Raw genomic sequence first — 13845 nt, forward strand, 5'->3', positions numbered from 1 at the left:
CCCCGCCGTGTACCAGAGCCGCTTTCCCGATCCGTCAACCCGAGGATCCATCATGCGCATTGCCCCGCAAATACTCCTGTCCGACAACGAGCGCGCCGACCTGCAAGCCGCCGCCGCGGCCGCCAGTCCGGCCAATCCCCGGCTCGCCCTGCGCGCCCGCATCATCCTGCTGGCCGCCGAAGGCAGCCAGAACAAGGAGATCGCCGCCCAACTAGGCGTGGGCCGCGTGCAAGTGGCGCGCTGGCGCGACCGCTATGCGCAGTCGCGCATGGCCGGCATCGAGCACGATCTGCCGCGCGGTGCGCCGCCGGTCCGGGTGGATGTGGGGCGGCTCGTGGAGCTGGCCAGCGAGCCCGCCACTGCGCAACTGAGCACGCGCAGCCTTGCCGTCGCGCTTGGGGTCAGCGCGTCCAGCGTGTCGCGCCACTGGCGGTCCACGGGTTTGCCGGTGCGTCTGGAAAGCCGGGCGTTGGCGGGCCTTGATGTCGATGGCGGGCCGGTCGATATCGTCGGCGTGTACGTTGCCCCGCGCGAACACGCGCTGGCCGTCATCTGCGGCGCGGGAGGGCGGGAAGCGCAGCCCGCGCGGCCGGGCACGGCCATGCAGCGTCATCTCGCCACTTCGTTCATGACCGCGCTGCAACTGCTCGACGCCGATGCCGCCGCCTTGCCGGCTGCCATGTCCGTACCGCACGCGGCCCGGCCGTCTGACTGGCTCGAGTTCCTCCGCGAGCTGGAAAGCGCCACGCCGGATGGCACCATGGTTCACCTCATCGCGGACAACCATCTCGCGCAGCAGCATCCGGACGTCCGCGAATGGCTGGCCTGCCACCCCCGGCTCGTCGTGCATCCCGTAGCGGGCGCGCCGGCCTGGCGGCGCGCGGTGCAGCAGCTGCTGCGGGACACGGCGAGCGGACTGCCTGCCGGCATTCCGCAGATCCTTGCGTTCATGAGCGAACCCGTCCAATGGCCCTTGCGCTGGGTGCGCCACGGCGACGATGGACAGCCTGGCGGCGTGCTGCCTGCAGTGCCGCCCCGGCAGACGGCACCCTGGACACAGGAACTAACCCGTACCGCGGCGGCTTCCGATCTCCCGCCGCCCCTGGCCGTGCCGTCCGCCGGGGAGACTGCGGGCCCGCAATCCACCCGTGAGGCAGCGGAGCCGGTGGATTGCGCCAAGCTGCTGCCGCCGCGCCGAGGCGGGCAGATGATCGTGCGCGAGGCATTGATGGCGAGACTGCAGGACGCCCGCCGGCGCCGCTGCGTCGTCGTGCAGGGGCAGGCTGGCAGCGGCAAGTCCACCACGCTGGCGGCCTGGCGCAAGACACTGATCTTGCTCGGCTTCGATGTCTGCTGGCTGGCGCTGGGCGCCGAGGACAACGCGCCGGACCGCTTCTTCGAGTGCCTGTCGGCCAGCCTCGAAGCCGTCGATCCGTCATTGACGCGCGATACCACGGCGCCGGGCGGCGAGTGCGATGCGCCGGCCATCGAGCACTGGGTCATCCAGCTGGTGCAGGCACTGGGCCAGCGCCAGCGCGACCTGGTGCTGATCCTGGACGATCTCCACCACGTGACCTCGCCGCGCATCATCCAGGCGCTGCAGTGGCTGGTCGACTATGCCCCGCCCCAGTTGCACCTTGCCTTCGCTTCACGCAGCGCGCTGCCGCTGGCCCTTGAGCGGCTGCGTGCTCAGGGCGGGGTCGCAGAGTTCGACATGCGCGACCTGTGCTTCACCGCCGACGAATCCGAGCGGTTCCTGCGCCTGCAACTGGGCACCATCGACCCGCGCGACGCCGCCGCTATCCACGAACTGACCGACGGCTGGGTGGCAGGCCTGCAGCTGTTTGCCGTCGACCTGCGTGCCCGCCGCGGCGCTGGCTATCCGGTCGTGCCGGTGCGGGATGCGCGCGGCTTCGTCGCGTACTTCGAGCGGGAGGTGGTGGTCCGGCTCGCCCCGGACGACCTCGACATGCTGGTGCGCATGGCGACCTGCCAGTCCTTCTGCGTGGCGTTGTGCGCGTTGATGCTGGGGAAGCAGGAAGCCGACATCAGCGCGCGCCTGGCGCGGCTGGAGGCAGACAACCTCTTCCTGGCGCAGGTGGGCAGTACCGGCCGCGAGCCGTGGTACCGCATCCATCCGCTGCTGCGCGAGACGCTGCTCGAGCGGCTGGGCCAGTTGCCGGAATCCGACCGCCAGGCGTTGCACGCCGCCGCATGGTCCTGGTTCGACGCGCGCGGCCGGCTCGACGACGCCGTATTCCACGCCGTGCGCGCGGGCGACGAAGCCGCCGCGGCGGCCATGGTCGAAGCTTGCGGCCGGGCCCTGCTGGCGCGTGGCGAGCTGAGCCAGCTTTCGGCCTTGCTGCGGCTGCTGCCGTCCGCGCAAGTGCGGCTGCGCCACGGCCTGCTGGTCGTGAAGGGCTACCTGCAGCTCTATGCCCGCGACGTGGACGGGCTGCGGCACACCCTGGACGAACTCTCCGCGCACGACGTGGCCGACCCGGCTCGCGCCTACACGCTCTGCCTGCTGCGCGCCGGCCTCGCGCTGCAACTGGACGATCCCGACACCGTACTCGACATGCTCCCGCAGTTGTGGGACATCCCGCCCGGCGCCGACGATCTTGCATGGTCGTCGCGCAGCAACGTGCTGTCGTGGCTGTTCCTGCAGCGGGGCGAGTACGACGAGGTCCGCCGGCTGCAGGACGACATCGCACTGCGCACCGGCGCGCCGCGCAGTTCGCTGTTCGGACGCTACATCCGGGCTACCAGTCTCGCGCTGGAGGGGCAGGCGGAGCGCGCCGGCCAGCACGCGCGCGACGTGCTGCGCGAAGCGGAGCGGCAGGGGCCGGCCTATGTCGGGCTCGCCTGCCTGGCCGCTGGCCTGCTGGCTGACATTCTCTACGAGGCCAACGATCCCGAGGCCGCCTGCCGGTTGCTGGAGCCGCGCATTGCCAGGCTGGAACGCGTGTCGTTGCCGGATGTCGTGTTGCGCGTGCTGATGGTGCTGTCCAATGCGCACTGGCTGGCGGGCCGGCGCGCGCAGGCCATCGCCTGCCTGGACCGGCTGGAAGCCTATGCCGTGCGCTTCGGGCTGGACCGCGTGCTCGCCGAGGCGCTGGTGCTGCGCCTGCGCCGCCATTTGCAGCAGGGTGAGACCGAACGTGCCAACACGGTATTGCAGTGCGTGGCCGCGCTGGCCGAAAAGCATCCTGACGGGACGCGAGGCGACAGGATCCGGCTGGTGGCCGCGCTTGGACGCATCGAAATGGCGATGTCCACGCAGGACCATGCCGGCGCCGCCGCCATGATCGACGCGGTGCTGGCATCGGCGGCAGGCAGTGTCCCCGGCGCAGCCAGCCTGCATCTGCAGCGCGCGTTGGTGCAGCAGGCCCTGCATCACGATGGCGCGGCGCGAGATGCGTTTGCCCGCGCCATCCGCATGGGGCACGGCACCGGCCTGCTGCGCTCGCTGCTGGATGCAACCGCCAGCGTGCCGGAGGCCTTCGCCGCCCTTGCGCGAACGCCGCTGCACGAGCCGGTGCTGGAATTCTATGTCAAGCGTCTGCTCGCGGCGGCCGGAACCAGCGCGAACGTCGCGTCGGAACACGGCGCCCGCGGGCAGTCTTCCACGCCCGCGCTCAGCGAGCGCGAGAGCGAGATCCTCGGCCTGCTCGCGCAGGCGATGTCGAACAAGAAGATCGCATCGGTGCTGAACCTGTCGCCGGAAACGGTGAAATGGCACCTGAAGAACATCTACGTAAAGCTCGGCGTCGACGGCCGCGGCAAGGCGGCGGCCCGGCTGCGAGATCTCGCGGCTGGCGAGCTGGTGGCGCGGGCCGCGTGATGTGTGCCGCCTGCGCCGGCGGCGCCATGTGCGCTGCGCATAAGTTCCACCGCCATCCTCTGCATAAGTCCTTTCGGCGCGCTGCCACCTGCGTTGGGGAGTACCCCCCCGGCGGGCTACCCGCGATGATGGCAATCATTCCGACAGACCTCCGCACGGCGTCGCCATGTCCCGATCCGCACCGACTCTCGCAAACTGGCCTGAAGGCATTCCGCCATGCGCGGAGCTTGCTGGCGAGGCCCTGTTTGCACGGCTCGCAGCATGCGCGGCGGCGACGCCCGATGCCAGTGCGTTCCCGGCTGGCGGCATGTCCTACGGCAAGCTGCTCGACGCCAGCCAGATGCTCGCCGGCTACATGCAACAGCGGCTGGGCGTGCGCGGGGGCGCCAGCGTGTTGCTGTCACTCGATGACGGCCCGCAGCGGGCGGTCGCCGTGTTCGCGATTGCGCGGTGCGCCGCCCGGGCCGTCCCGCTCGATCTGTTCGCGCGCGCGCCTGGGTCAGGAGCGCGCGCAGCCGTCGTCACGCCAGCATCGTTGCCGGAACTCGCGCCGCTGCTCGACGACGGCACCCTGTACGGCTGCATCGTCTGCGGCAGCGCGCCGAAGCGTCCGGGCCTGCACGACTTTGCCGGCGCGCTCTCGGCGGGCATCGCACCGCTTCCCCACACTTACCCCCTCGACACATGGAGTACAAAGCATGAGCTTACTTGAAGGAAAGGTTGTCATCGTCACCGGCGCCGGTGCCGGCGTTGGCAAGGGCATCGCCCTGGAAGCCGCCCGCCAGGGCGCGCGCGTCATCGTCAACGACCTCGGTGTGAACATCGACGGTTCCGGCGGCAGCGCCGGCCCCGCGCAGCAGGCCGTCGACGAGATCAAGGCCTTCGGCGGCGAAGCCGCGGCCAACACCGATAGCGTGGCCGACTGGGGCTCGGCGCAGAAGATCATCCAGCAGGCCATGGACCTGTACGGCCGCGTGGACGGCGTGGTCAACAACGCCGGCAACCTGCGCGACGTGATGTTCCACAAGATGACCGAAGAGGAATTCGACGCCGTGATCCGCGTGCACCTGAAAGGCACCTGGAACGTATCGCGCGCGGCCGCTCCGCACTTCAAGGCGCAGGAAAGCGGCGCCTACGTGCACATGACATCGACCTCGGGCCTGATCGGCAACGTGGGGCAGGCCAACTACGCGGCGGCCAAGATGGGCATCGTCGGCCTGTCCAAGGCCATTGCGCTCGACATGAAGAAGTTCAACGTGCGCTCGAACTGCATCGCGCCGTTCGCCTTCACGCGCATGGTCGGCAGCATCCCCACCGAGACGCCCGAAGCCAAGGCACGCATGCAGGTGCTGATGCGCATGGAGCCGGGCAAGATCGCCCCGTTCACGCTGGCCCTGCTGACCGACCAGGCCAGCGACGTCAATGGTCAGATCTTCGGCGTGCGCAGCAACGAGATCTACCTGATGTCGCAGCCGCGCCCGATCCGCACCGCCCACAACGACGCCGGCTGGACCGTGCAGACCTGCGTGGAGCGCGCCATCCCGATGTTCAAGCCGTCGTTCTTCCCGCTCGACCTGTCGCGTGACGCGTTCGCCTGGGACCCGGTCTGACGGACGATTTTCGCCTCTCCCATGAACGGCAGGGGCGAAAGCATGACAAGGAGACAAAGACATGGACTTTCAGCCAGACCTCAGTCTTGAGGCCTTCCGGGACGATGTGCGCCAGTTCCTGCGCACGAAGCTGCCGGCGGAACTGGCCGGCCGCCTGCGCATCGGCACGCGCTCCCCGCGTGAGGAGCTCGCGCCGTGGCAGCGCATCCTGAACGAGAACGGCTGGGGTGCGCCATACTGGCCGAAGGCCCACGGCGGCACCGGCTGGAGCGTGCTGCAGCGGCTGGTGTTCGACGAGGAATGCACCGCCACCGGTACGCCCACTCAGGACACCGGCGCGCAGAAGCTGCTCGGCCCGGTACTGAACGAATTCGCCACGCCGGAGCAAAAGGCCGAGCACTTGCCGCACATCTTCAACGGCACGCGCTTCTGGTGCCAGGGCTTCTCGGAACCCGGCTCGGGCTCGGACCTTGCCTCGCTGCGCACGCAGGCCGTGCGCGACGGTGACGAGTACGTTGTCAACGGCCAGAAGATCTGGACCAGCCACGCCCATCGGGCCGACTGGATCTTCCTGCTGGTGCGCACCAATACCGAGGTCAAGAAGCAGGCCGGCATCAGCTTCCTGCTGGTGGACATGAAGACGCCGGGCATCACCGTGCGCCCGATCCACACCATCGACGGCTGCCACCACCTCAACGAAACCTTCTTCGACAACGTGCGCGTTCCGGTTGCCAACCGCATCGGCGAAGAGGGCGATGGCTGGAAGATCACCAAGTTCCTGCTGAACAACGAGCACGCCACGGCCGCCGATCTGCCAATGCTGCGCAAGTACATGGTGCAGATCCGCATGCTGGCGCGAGAGCGCGACGGCGAAGGCTGTCCGCTGATCGAGCGTCCGCAGTTCGCCCAGCAGGTAGCCCGCTTCGAGGCCGACCTGTCCGCCATCGCCATGCTGGTACAGCGCGTGGCCGCGCTGGAGCAGGCGCAGGACCACGGCGCCGCCGCCCATGCGCTCGGATCGATCCTGAAGGTGCGGGGTACGGAACTGCAGCAGCGCATGAGCAGCTTCATCGTGGAATCGCTCGGCGACTTCGGTCCGGTGGCCTTCGCGCCGCCCGAGACCGACGCCGGTGATCCGCTGCCGATGCAGGATATCGCGCGCGGCCTGGCCAGCGAGATGTTCTTCCGCCGCGCCTCAACCATCTACGGCGGTACCAGCGAAGTGCAGCGCGGCATCATCGCCCGCGCGCTGTTCCAACTTTGAAGCCCCCCACGTCACACTGAGTCACACAGACTATGAATTTCAATCTCGACTCCGAGCAGCAGATGCTGCAGGACAGCGTGCGCCGCTTTGTCGACCGGGACTACGATTTCGAAGCCCGCACCGCGCTGATCAAGTCCGGCTCGCGCTGCAGCGCGAAGCACTGGGACACCTTCGCCAGCAACGGCTGGCTTGCCGCCGCGCTGCCGGAAGAGCAGGGCGGCCTCGGCGGCACGCTGCTCGACACCGTGCTGATCGCTGGCCAGCTTGGCCGTGGCCTGGTCATCGAGCCATACCTCGGCTGCGCCGTGCTCGCGGCGCAAACGCTATTGGCCGGCGCCACACCCGCGCAGCGCGAAGCGCTGCTGCCGGCGCTGGCCGACGGTTCGCGCAAGCTCGCGCTCGCCTACAGCGAAGCCGGCTCGCGCGGCCTGCCGACGCCCATTGCCACCCACGCCGAGGCCGCGCCTGGCGGCTACGTGCTGCGCGGCGTGAAGACACTCGTGCTCGGCGGCCCCGAAGCCGACGCCTTCCTGGTCACCGCCATGACTCCCATCGCGCAGCCGGTCAGCGCGCACGACGGCGCCGAACTGCGCATCTTCGTGGTGGAAGGCGATGCGCCGGGCCTGTCGCGCCGCGCGCTGCCGCTGCACGACGGCAGCTGGGCGGCCGAAGTCACGCTCGACGGCGTGTTCGTTCCCGCTGGCGCGCTGCTGGGCGAGCCGGGCTCCGGCCTGGCCGCGCTGGACCTCGGCCTGCTGCATGGTACCGCCGCGCTGTGCGCGGAACTGGTCGGCGCGATGGAGAAGACCATCGAGATTACCGCCGAGTACCTGAAGGTGCGCAAGCAGTTCGGCGTGGCCATCGGCAGCTTCCAGGCGCTCCAGCACCGCATGGCCGACATGGCCGCGGAACTGGAAGTGGCGCGCTCCATGCTGTACGCGCTGCTGGCTGCGGTGGAAAGCGGCACGCCGGAGGAGGTGCGGAACGCGGTGTCCCAGGCCAAGGCCTTGATCGGGCGCGCAGCCAAGTACGTCTGTGGGCAGGGCATCCAGCTCCACGGCGGCATCGGCATGACCGAGGAATACACGGTCGGCCACTACTTCAAGCGCGCCGTGGTGGCGGACGCCATCTTCGGCAACGCCGACCTGCACGAGTCGCTGGTCGCCTGGTCGCTGCAGCAAGCACTGTCGTAACGAAATCAGGAGTGAGCAAGAGCATGAAAGTCTACGAGAAGATCAGCGATCTCCAGCCGCTCGTCGGCGAGATCATCGGCACCAGCGAGTGGGTGACCATCGAGCAGGGCCGCATCAACCAGTTTGCCGACGCCACCGGCGACCACCAGTGGATCCACGTCGATCCCGAGCGCGCCAAGGACGGCCCCTTTGGCGCCCCCATCGCCCACGGCTTCCTGACGCTGAGCCTGCTACCGGAGTTCTCGAATGCGGCCTATCGCGTGGAGGAAAGCCGCACGGGCGTGAACTATGGTCTCGACAAGGTGCGCTTTCCGGCGCCGGTGCCTGTGCGCAGCAAGCTGCGCGCGCACTTCAAGCTGCTGTCGTACGAGGCGCTGGACGGTGGCGGCGCGCAGACCAAGGTGGAGATGATCGTCGAGCGGGAAGGCGGCACCAAGCCGGTGTGCATCGCCGAGTCGATCACGCGACGGTATCCCTGAACATGGTGCGGCAGCCTAGCGCACGTAAGACGGGGCGCCGCGCAACATCGAGGTTACGAGATCAGCCGCGCCGGGCACCGGCGCGGCTTTCTGACTTTGAGGAGACAAGAGATGACACATAGCCAACTGACACGCCGCCGCGTCCTGCTCGCCATCGCCTGCGGGGCACTGCTGGCCGGCGCTGGACCCGCGCTGGCGGACAAGTATCCGGATCGCCCGATCCGCATTGTGTCCGTGGCGAGCCCCGGCACCAGCATCGACGACTACACCCGCTTGCTGGCGAAATTCCTGGGCGAGCGGCTCGGACAGAACGTCGTGGTCGAGAACCGGCCGGGAGCCAACATGATCCTGGCGAGCGACGCGGTCGCCAAGTCGTCCCCGGACGGGTACACGCTGCTGCTCACGGCTTCCAGCGCGATGTCGGCCAACCCGTTCCTGTACCGGAAGCTGCCCTACAACCCCAACAAGGACTTCGTGCCGGTGGCGCGCATGTCCTCGCTGCCGATTGCGCTGGTCGTGCCGGAGCAGTCGCCATACAAGTCGATCCCGGACCTCGTGGCTGCCGCGCGGGCGAAGCCGGGCGCCATCAATGGCGGCTCCAGCAGCACGGGCTATCGCCTGATGTCGGCCGCATTCAACGAGGCGGCAGGCATCAAGACGACGGATGTTCCCTACAAGTCCACTGCCGGCTTGCTGCCCGACCTCGTCGGCGGCCAGGTGGACTACAGCATGGTGGAGTTCGGCGCGGCCTATACGCTGGTGCAGTCGAAGAAGCTGCGGGCGCTGGCGGTGCTCAGCCCGAGGCGGGTGCCGGTGCTGCCGGACGTGCCGACGTTGTCGGAGGCGGGCATGCTGAACCCGAAGCTGATGGAGGCCGTGTCGCGCACCAACTGGAGCGGTCTGTTCGCGCCCGCCGGCACGCCCGCGCCGATCGTCGAGCGGATCGGCAAGCTGACCATCGAGTTCGTGAACTCGCCCGAGGCGCAGAAGCATTATGCGGCACGGGGAAGCCTGGCGAATCCGGGGACTGGCGCGGAGCTGGGTGCGGCGGTGCAGGCCGATCAGCAGATCTGGCAGAAGATGATTGGTGTGGCGGGGATTCAGCCGGAGTAAGCCGTGGAGCCACCGGTTTTCTCCCCTGAGAGACCGGCGCACGCTGGCCATGCCGAATTGCTCCCAATAACCGACACGTCGTCCCCGCGTAGGCGGGGACCCAGTGTCTTTGAAGCGCGAGCGCTTCTCAAAGTCGCTGGATTCCCGCCTTCGCGGGAATGACGATCAGAACCCGAACAGCGATTTCGCCACGATCCCGCGCTGGATTTCGCTGGTCCCGCCGTAGATCGTGGTGGCGCGGCGGAAGAACATCTCGGCGGCGATGTCGCTCATCACTTCTTGCTGCGGCAGCGGCTCGCCCTGATGGCCGTCATGGCTGGACGGATAGGCAACGGGTCCGTAGTCGCCCAGGCTTTCCACGAGGAACTGTCCCATCAGCTGCTGCAGCTCCGTGCCGCGGATCTTGAGCATCGAGCCCATCGCATGGGCTGCCGGGCTGTGGTCTGCCTCCAGCGCGGCCACCCGCTGCACCATGACCGAGATGGCTTCCAGTTCTGCTTCGCAGCGCGCCAGGCGCAGGGCGAACTGGTGGTGTTCGCCCAAGGTGCGGTTGCGGGCGGGCGATGCCGCCATGGCGCGCAACTGGCGTTGCAGGCGGCGCAGCGTCGGCAGGTCGGCGGTGGTGGCGTGCTCGTTGTTGAGCAGGAACTTGGTCACCTTCCAGCCGCTGCCTTCCTCGCTGATGAGGTTGGCAACCGGCACGCGGACGTTGTCGAAGAAGGTCTCGTTCAGGTGGTGGCAGCCATCGATGCTGATAATGGGGCGCACGGTAATGCCGGGCGTCTTCATGTCCACCAGCAGGAAGCTGATGCCAGCCTGCTTCTTGGCCGACGTGTCGGTGCGCACCAGCAGGAAGATCCAGTCGGCGTGGTGGGCGTAGCTGGTCCAGATCTTCTGGCCATTGATGATGTACTCGTCACCGTCGCGCACGGCCTGCGTGCGCAGCGAGGCAAGGTCCGAGCCCGAGCCGGGTTCCGAGAAGCCCTGGCACCACAGGCGCTCGCCACGCAGGATGGCGCCGATGTGCTCGGCCTTCTGCGCGGACGTGCCGAAGTGGTTGATCACCGGGCCGACCAGCTTCTGCGCGAACCCGTCCTGCGAAGGCACGCCTGCGACGGCACATTCTTCGTCGAAGGCCAGGCGTTGCGGCACGGTCCAGCCGGTGCCGCCGTGTTCCTTTTGCCAATAGGGCGCACCCCAGCCGTGCGCGTTCAGCACGCGCTGCCACTGCATGACGGTCTCGCGCGGCGAGCGCATGCCGTGCGCGCGGCGGGGCAGGTCGGCGGGAACCTTGTTTTGCAGGAAGTGGCGTACTTCCTGGCGGAACTCGGCGAGGGTGGGGTCGGGGCGGAAGTCCATCTGAATGCTCTCCATGTCACGGCCGCGCGGTCCGCCGCTGCGGACCGTCGCGATGGTGACATCTTGGAGGAGAGAAGGGCGTGCATCGCCCCCCACCACTGGTGGCCCATGCCACCCCATATGTCCGCTTATGACAGGGACAGTCGCCCCGTTCCGGACTTCCCGGCCCTTGTGCGGGATATCGCATCCCGGTGCCTCGCCCTATCCCCCCATGTCGAGTAGGACCGCTGCCGCGCGTTGTACGGGACACTGTGTCATGCAGTGCCGAAGCAGTGGAAGTCAACGTTGCACAAGCAGCGCCGTTCCCATCATCGGAGGAAGGACAATGCAATCCCGGCAATACCCGCTACGCCATGCCACGCTCGCTATCTCCGAGGGCATTGCCGAGTTCACCCACCAGCGACCCGAGGCGCGCAACGCGCTCTCGCTGGAGCTGCGGCAGGACTATGCCGACATGCTCGACCTCGTCGAGGCCGACAGCGGGGTGCGGGCGCTGATCCTCGCGGGCTCGGGCGGCAGCTTCTGCGCGGGTGGCGACCTCCGGTCCATCCGCGATCTGCTTGACGATCCCGATCCGTCCGTGCGCGAACCGGCCGCCATGCGTCGCCGGCTGACCGGAATCCATGGCTGGCTGCGCCGCCTGCACGACCTCGAACTGCCCGTGATTGCCGCGGTAGACGGGCCGGCAGCCGGTGCCGGCTTCTCGCTGGCGCTGGCGGCGGACTTCGTGCTGGCGTCGGAGCGCGCCTCGTTCTCGATGGCCTTCGTCAAGATCGGGCTGGTGCCCGACATGGGCGCGATGTACGCCCTGCCGCGTGCCGTGGGCATGGGACTGGCGAAGGAGTTGATGTACACCGGGCGGCGCATGGAGGTGCAGGAGGCGCGCGAGCGCGGCATCGTGCATGCGATCCACGGCGCCGCCGCGTTGCCGACGGCGGCGCGCCAGTTCGCCGCCCGCTTCCTCGACGCCCCGCGCGATGCGGTGGCCCTGACCAAGCGCGCGCTCAACGGCACCTTCGAGTCGTCCTACGACACCATGTTCGCGCTGGAAGGGCAGGCGCAGGGACTGGCCGCTTCCACGCAGTTCTACCGCGACGCCATCGGGAGTTTCCTGCGCGGCGAAGGGCTGCGATTCGACTGGGAGCGCGCCGCGCGCGAAGCATAAGGGCTGCCTGCCGATGTCGACCCTTCCGATTCGTTCGCTCGCGCCTGCAACAGCCGGCTCTGGCCCATGCGCCGATGCGCAGCAGGGCACATGCGGGAGGGCGGTTGGCCATGGCTGTTTCACACCTGATGGAACATGGACATCGGGGTCTGCGCCAGATCTCCACCTCGCAGCCTGCTCGAGCTGCGGGTTTCTCTGCTCCGGCCCCGTGCCGGAGTTTTTTTACACGAGTTGCCTTCGACTGCGTGCCCCCCGACCCGGGGGAGTCTGTGGGTGGGCACAACGCCTCGGGACGGGTAGGCTTGCATCTGCCTGCCCCGTGGTCTGCTTCCGTTTGCGTATGCCCGGAGGAGCGTGCGCTTGGGAATCCCTTCACCTGCCGGCCGCATTGGGGGTGGAGTCAATAATCAAATGGAGAAGACTGGAAAATGAGGAAATCGCAACTTGCGCTTGCTGCACTGCTGGCCGTGGCAGGCGAAGCCCAGGCCCAGACCAGCGTGACGCTGTACGGCGTGATCGATGGTTCGATCGAGTATGTGAATCGCGTCGCGAACGCCCAGCCTACCGTCGTGAACGGCCAGCCCGTTTTTGCGACTACGGGCGGCAGCCGTCTGTCGATGCCCACGCTGGGCGGCCTGTCGCCATCGCGCTGGGGCCTGCGGGGGACCGAGGACCTTGGCGCGGGCAATAGCGCCATCTTCGTCCTGGAGAACGGCTTTGCCCCGGATACCGGCACCTTGCAGTCCGGCCGCCTCTTCGGCCGCCAGGCCTTTGTCGGCCTGCAGAACAGCACCTACGGCAAGCTGATGCTGGGCCGCCAGTACACGTCCTTCTTCGAGGGCATGGCCAATTTTGCGCCGCTGCGCTTTGCCACGACTTATGAACCGGTGGCATGGCAGCTTGGCACCAACTACCGCGAAGACAACGTCGTCAAGTATGTCGGCGTGTTCGGACCGCTGCAGGCTGTGGCTCACTATTCGTTCGGCGTGGGCGTGCCGGCGATCGGCGCCCAGGCGCTGGCTAACGGCGGCAACGGCGAAACGCCGGGAGCATTCCGCGACAATAACGGCTACGGCGCGTCGCTGTCCTACTTCAGCAATGGCTTCGGTGCCTCGATCGCCTACGACCAGTGGCACCCGACCGTGACTTCCGGCCAGCAGGGCAACAGCCGGAAGGCAGGTGCGGCGCTTAGCTATTCAACCGGTCCGTTCAAGGCCATGGCCGGCTACCGCTGGGCCAAGGTGGACTTCGCCAACGGCAATACGCTTGCACGCGATGATTACTATTGGGCCGGCGTCAACTACCAGGCTACCGCCGCACTGGGACTGTCGCTGGCCTACTACTACGCGGACTTCAAGCGATTGAGCCTGGCGCCTGCGGCCCCGGCCAGCAATCCGGCCAACCCGTGGCAAGTGTCCTTCCTTGCCGACTACAGCCTGTCCAAGCGCACTGACATCTATGTGACGGCTGCCTATTCGCGCAATGCAGGCCTGAACTTCGACTCGTCGCAGACGCTGTTCCTCTACGGCTATCCGATGACGGCCGGGCAGAAGGGCATGGTTGGCGTGACCACGGGCATCCGCCACATCTTCTGAGTGCGCCGGGAGACCGGCAAGCAGCAGGTGACGCAAGTCCACTGCGATGAAGCAATGACGAACCCCATCGGCCCCGAGCCGTGCGCAGGCCACCGCGAGGTGGTCGGCGAAACGTCGATGGAGGAACGTCGGGGGCTCGGCCAAGGAGCCCCGATAGCCCAGATGGGGCACGCCGGGATCTGTGCGGGGGTGCTCAGTAATGGGCATTCCCGCGCGATTCGAC

10 protein-coding genes are annotated in these 13845 nt (G+C 68.0%); 9 read left to right on the plus strand and 1 reads right to left on the minus strand.

The window, feature by feature from the left end; translation table 11 throughout:
* Positions 1-52 precede the first annotated feature (52 nt).
* The 7 genes from ACIGJC_RS19070 (at position 53) to ACIGJC_RS19100 (ending at position 9503) form a co-directional block, all read left to right on the plus strand.
* Positions 53-3844: a LuxR C-terminal-related transcriptional regulator gene (locus ACIGJC_RS19070; RefSeq protein ID WP_483713662.1), complete on the plus strand. Its 3792-nt coding sequence runs from the start codon at positions 53-55 to the stop codon at positions 3842-3844.
* 166 nt (positions 3845-4010) lie between these two features.
* Positions 4011-4556 (plus strand): AMP-binding protein, encoded by a 546-nt coding sequence (locus tag ACIGJC_RS19075; protein ID WP_483713664.1) that lies wholly within the window; start codon positions 4011-4013, stop codon positions 4554-4556.
* Positions 4543-5454, plus strand: a complete 912-nt coding sequence (locus tag ACIGJC_RS19080; RefSeq protein ID WP_483713665.1) for an SDR family NAD(P)-dependent oxidoreductase — start codon at positions 4543-4545, stop codon at positions 5452-5454. The genes ACIGJC_RS19075 and ACIGJC_RS19080 overlap by 14 nt, the downstream gene beginning before the upstream one ends.
* Before the next feature lie 61 nt (positions 5455-5515).
* A complete protein-coding gene (locus tag ACIGJC_RS19085) occupies positions 5516-6718 on the plus strand; it encodes an acyl-CoA dehydrogenase (protein WP_483713667.1) in 1203 nt (400 codons plus the stop codon).
* A gap of 32 nt (positions 6719-6750) precedes the next feature.
* Complete coding sequence (locus tag ACIGJC_RS19090; RefSeq protein WP_483713668.1) at positions 6751-7911, plus strand: acyl-CoA dehydrogenase family protein; 1161 nt, start codon at positions 6751-6753, stop codon at positions 7909-7911.
* A 23-nt stretch (positions 7912-7934) separates the two neighbouring features.
* Positions 7935-8390, plus strand: coding sequence for a MaoC family dehydratase (locus ACIGJC_RS19095; RefSeq protein WP_483713670.1), 456 nt, complete (start codon positions 7935-7937; stop codon positions 8388-8390).
* 111 nt (positions 8391-8501) lie between these two features.
* Positions 8502-9503, plus strand: a complete 1002-nt coding sequence (locus tag ACIGJC_RS19100) for a Bug family tripartite tricarboxylate transporter substrate binding protein (protein ID WP_483713671.1) — start codon at positions 8502-8504, stop codon at positions 9501-9503.
* Positions 9504-9668: 165 nt separating this feature from the next.
* Here the strand turns inward: ACIGJC_RS19100 and ACIGJC_RS19105 are convergent, their stop codons facing one another.
* Positions 9669-10862, minus strand: coding sequence for an acyl-CoA dehydrogenase family protein (locus ACIGJC_RS19105; RefSeq protein ID WP_483713672.1), 1194 nt, complete (start codon positions 10860-10862; stop codon positions 9669-9671).
* Between the two features lie 325 nt (positions 10863-11187).
* Between ACIGJC_RS19105 and ACIGJC_RS19110 the strand changes: the two genes are divergently transcribed.
* On the plus strand, positions 11188-12027 hold the full coding sequence (locus ACIGJC_RS19110; protein ID WP_483713673.1) for an enoyl-CoA hydratase/isomerase family protein: 840 nt from the start codon (positions 11188-11190) through the stop codon (positions 12025-12027).
* Between the two features lie 428 nt (positions 12028-12455).
* Positions 12456-13622: a porin gene (locus ACIGJC_RS19115; RefSeq protein WP_483713674.1), complete on the plus strand. Its 1167-nt coding sequence runs from the start codon at positions 12456-12458 to the stop codon at positions 13620-13622.
* Positions 13623-13845: the final 223 nt, after the last annotated feature.

Source organism: Cupriavidus sp. C3SS-1 (assembly GCF_057073755.1).

Excerpts from the sequence above, each read along its gene's own strand:
- ACIGJC_RS19070 (WP_483713662.1), top strand. The coding sequence starts at position 53 with ATGCGCATTGCCCCGCAAATACTCCTGTCCGACAACGAGCGCGCCGAC.
- ACIGJC_RS19075 (WP_483713664.1), top strand. The coding sequence starts at position 4,011 with ATGTCCCGATCCGCACCGACTCTCGCAAACTGGCCTGAAGGCATTCCG.
- ACIGJC_RS19080 (WP_483713665.1), top strand. The coding sequence starts at position 4,543 with ATGAGCTTACTTGAAGGAAAGGTTGTCATCGTCACCGGCGCCGGTGCC.
- ACIGJC_RS19085 (WP_483713667.1), top strand. The coding sequence starts at position 5,516 with ATGGACTTTCAGCCAGACCTCAGTCTTGAGGCCTTCCGGGACGATGTG.
- ACIGJC_RS19090 (WP_483713668.1), top strand. The coding sequence starts at position 6,751 with ATGAATTTCAATCTCGACTCCGAGCAGCAGATGCTGCAGGACAGCGTG.
- ACIGJC_RS19095 (WP_483713670.1), top strand. The coding sequence starts at position 7,935 with ATGAAAGTCTACGAGAAGATCAGCGATCTCCAGCCGCTCGTCGGCGAG.
- ACIGJC_RS19100 (WP_483713671.1), top strand. The coding sequence starts at position 8,502 with ATGACACATAGCCAACTGACACGCCGCCGCGTCCTGCTCGCCATCGCC.
- ACIGJC_RS19105 (WP_483713672.1), bottom strand. The coding sequence starts at position 10,862 with ATGGACTTCCGCCCCGACCCCACCCTCGCCGAGTTCCGCCAGGAAGTA.
- ACIGJC_RS19110 (WP_483713673.1), top strand. The coding sequence starts at position 11,188 with ATGCAATCCCGGCAATACCCGCTACGCCATGCCACGCTCGCTATCTCC.
- ACIGJC_RS19115 (WP_483713674.1), top strand. The coding sequence starts at position 12,456 with ATGAGGAAATCGCAACTTGCGCTTGCTGCACTGCTGGCCGTGGCAGGC.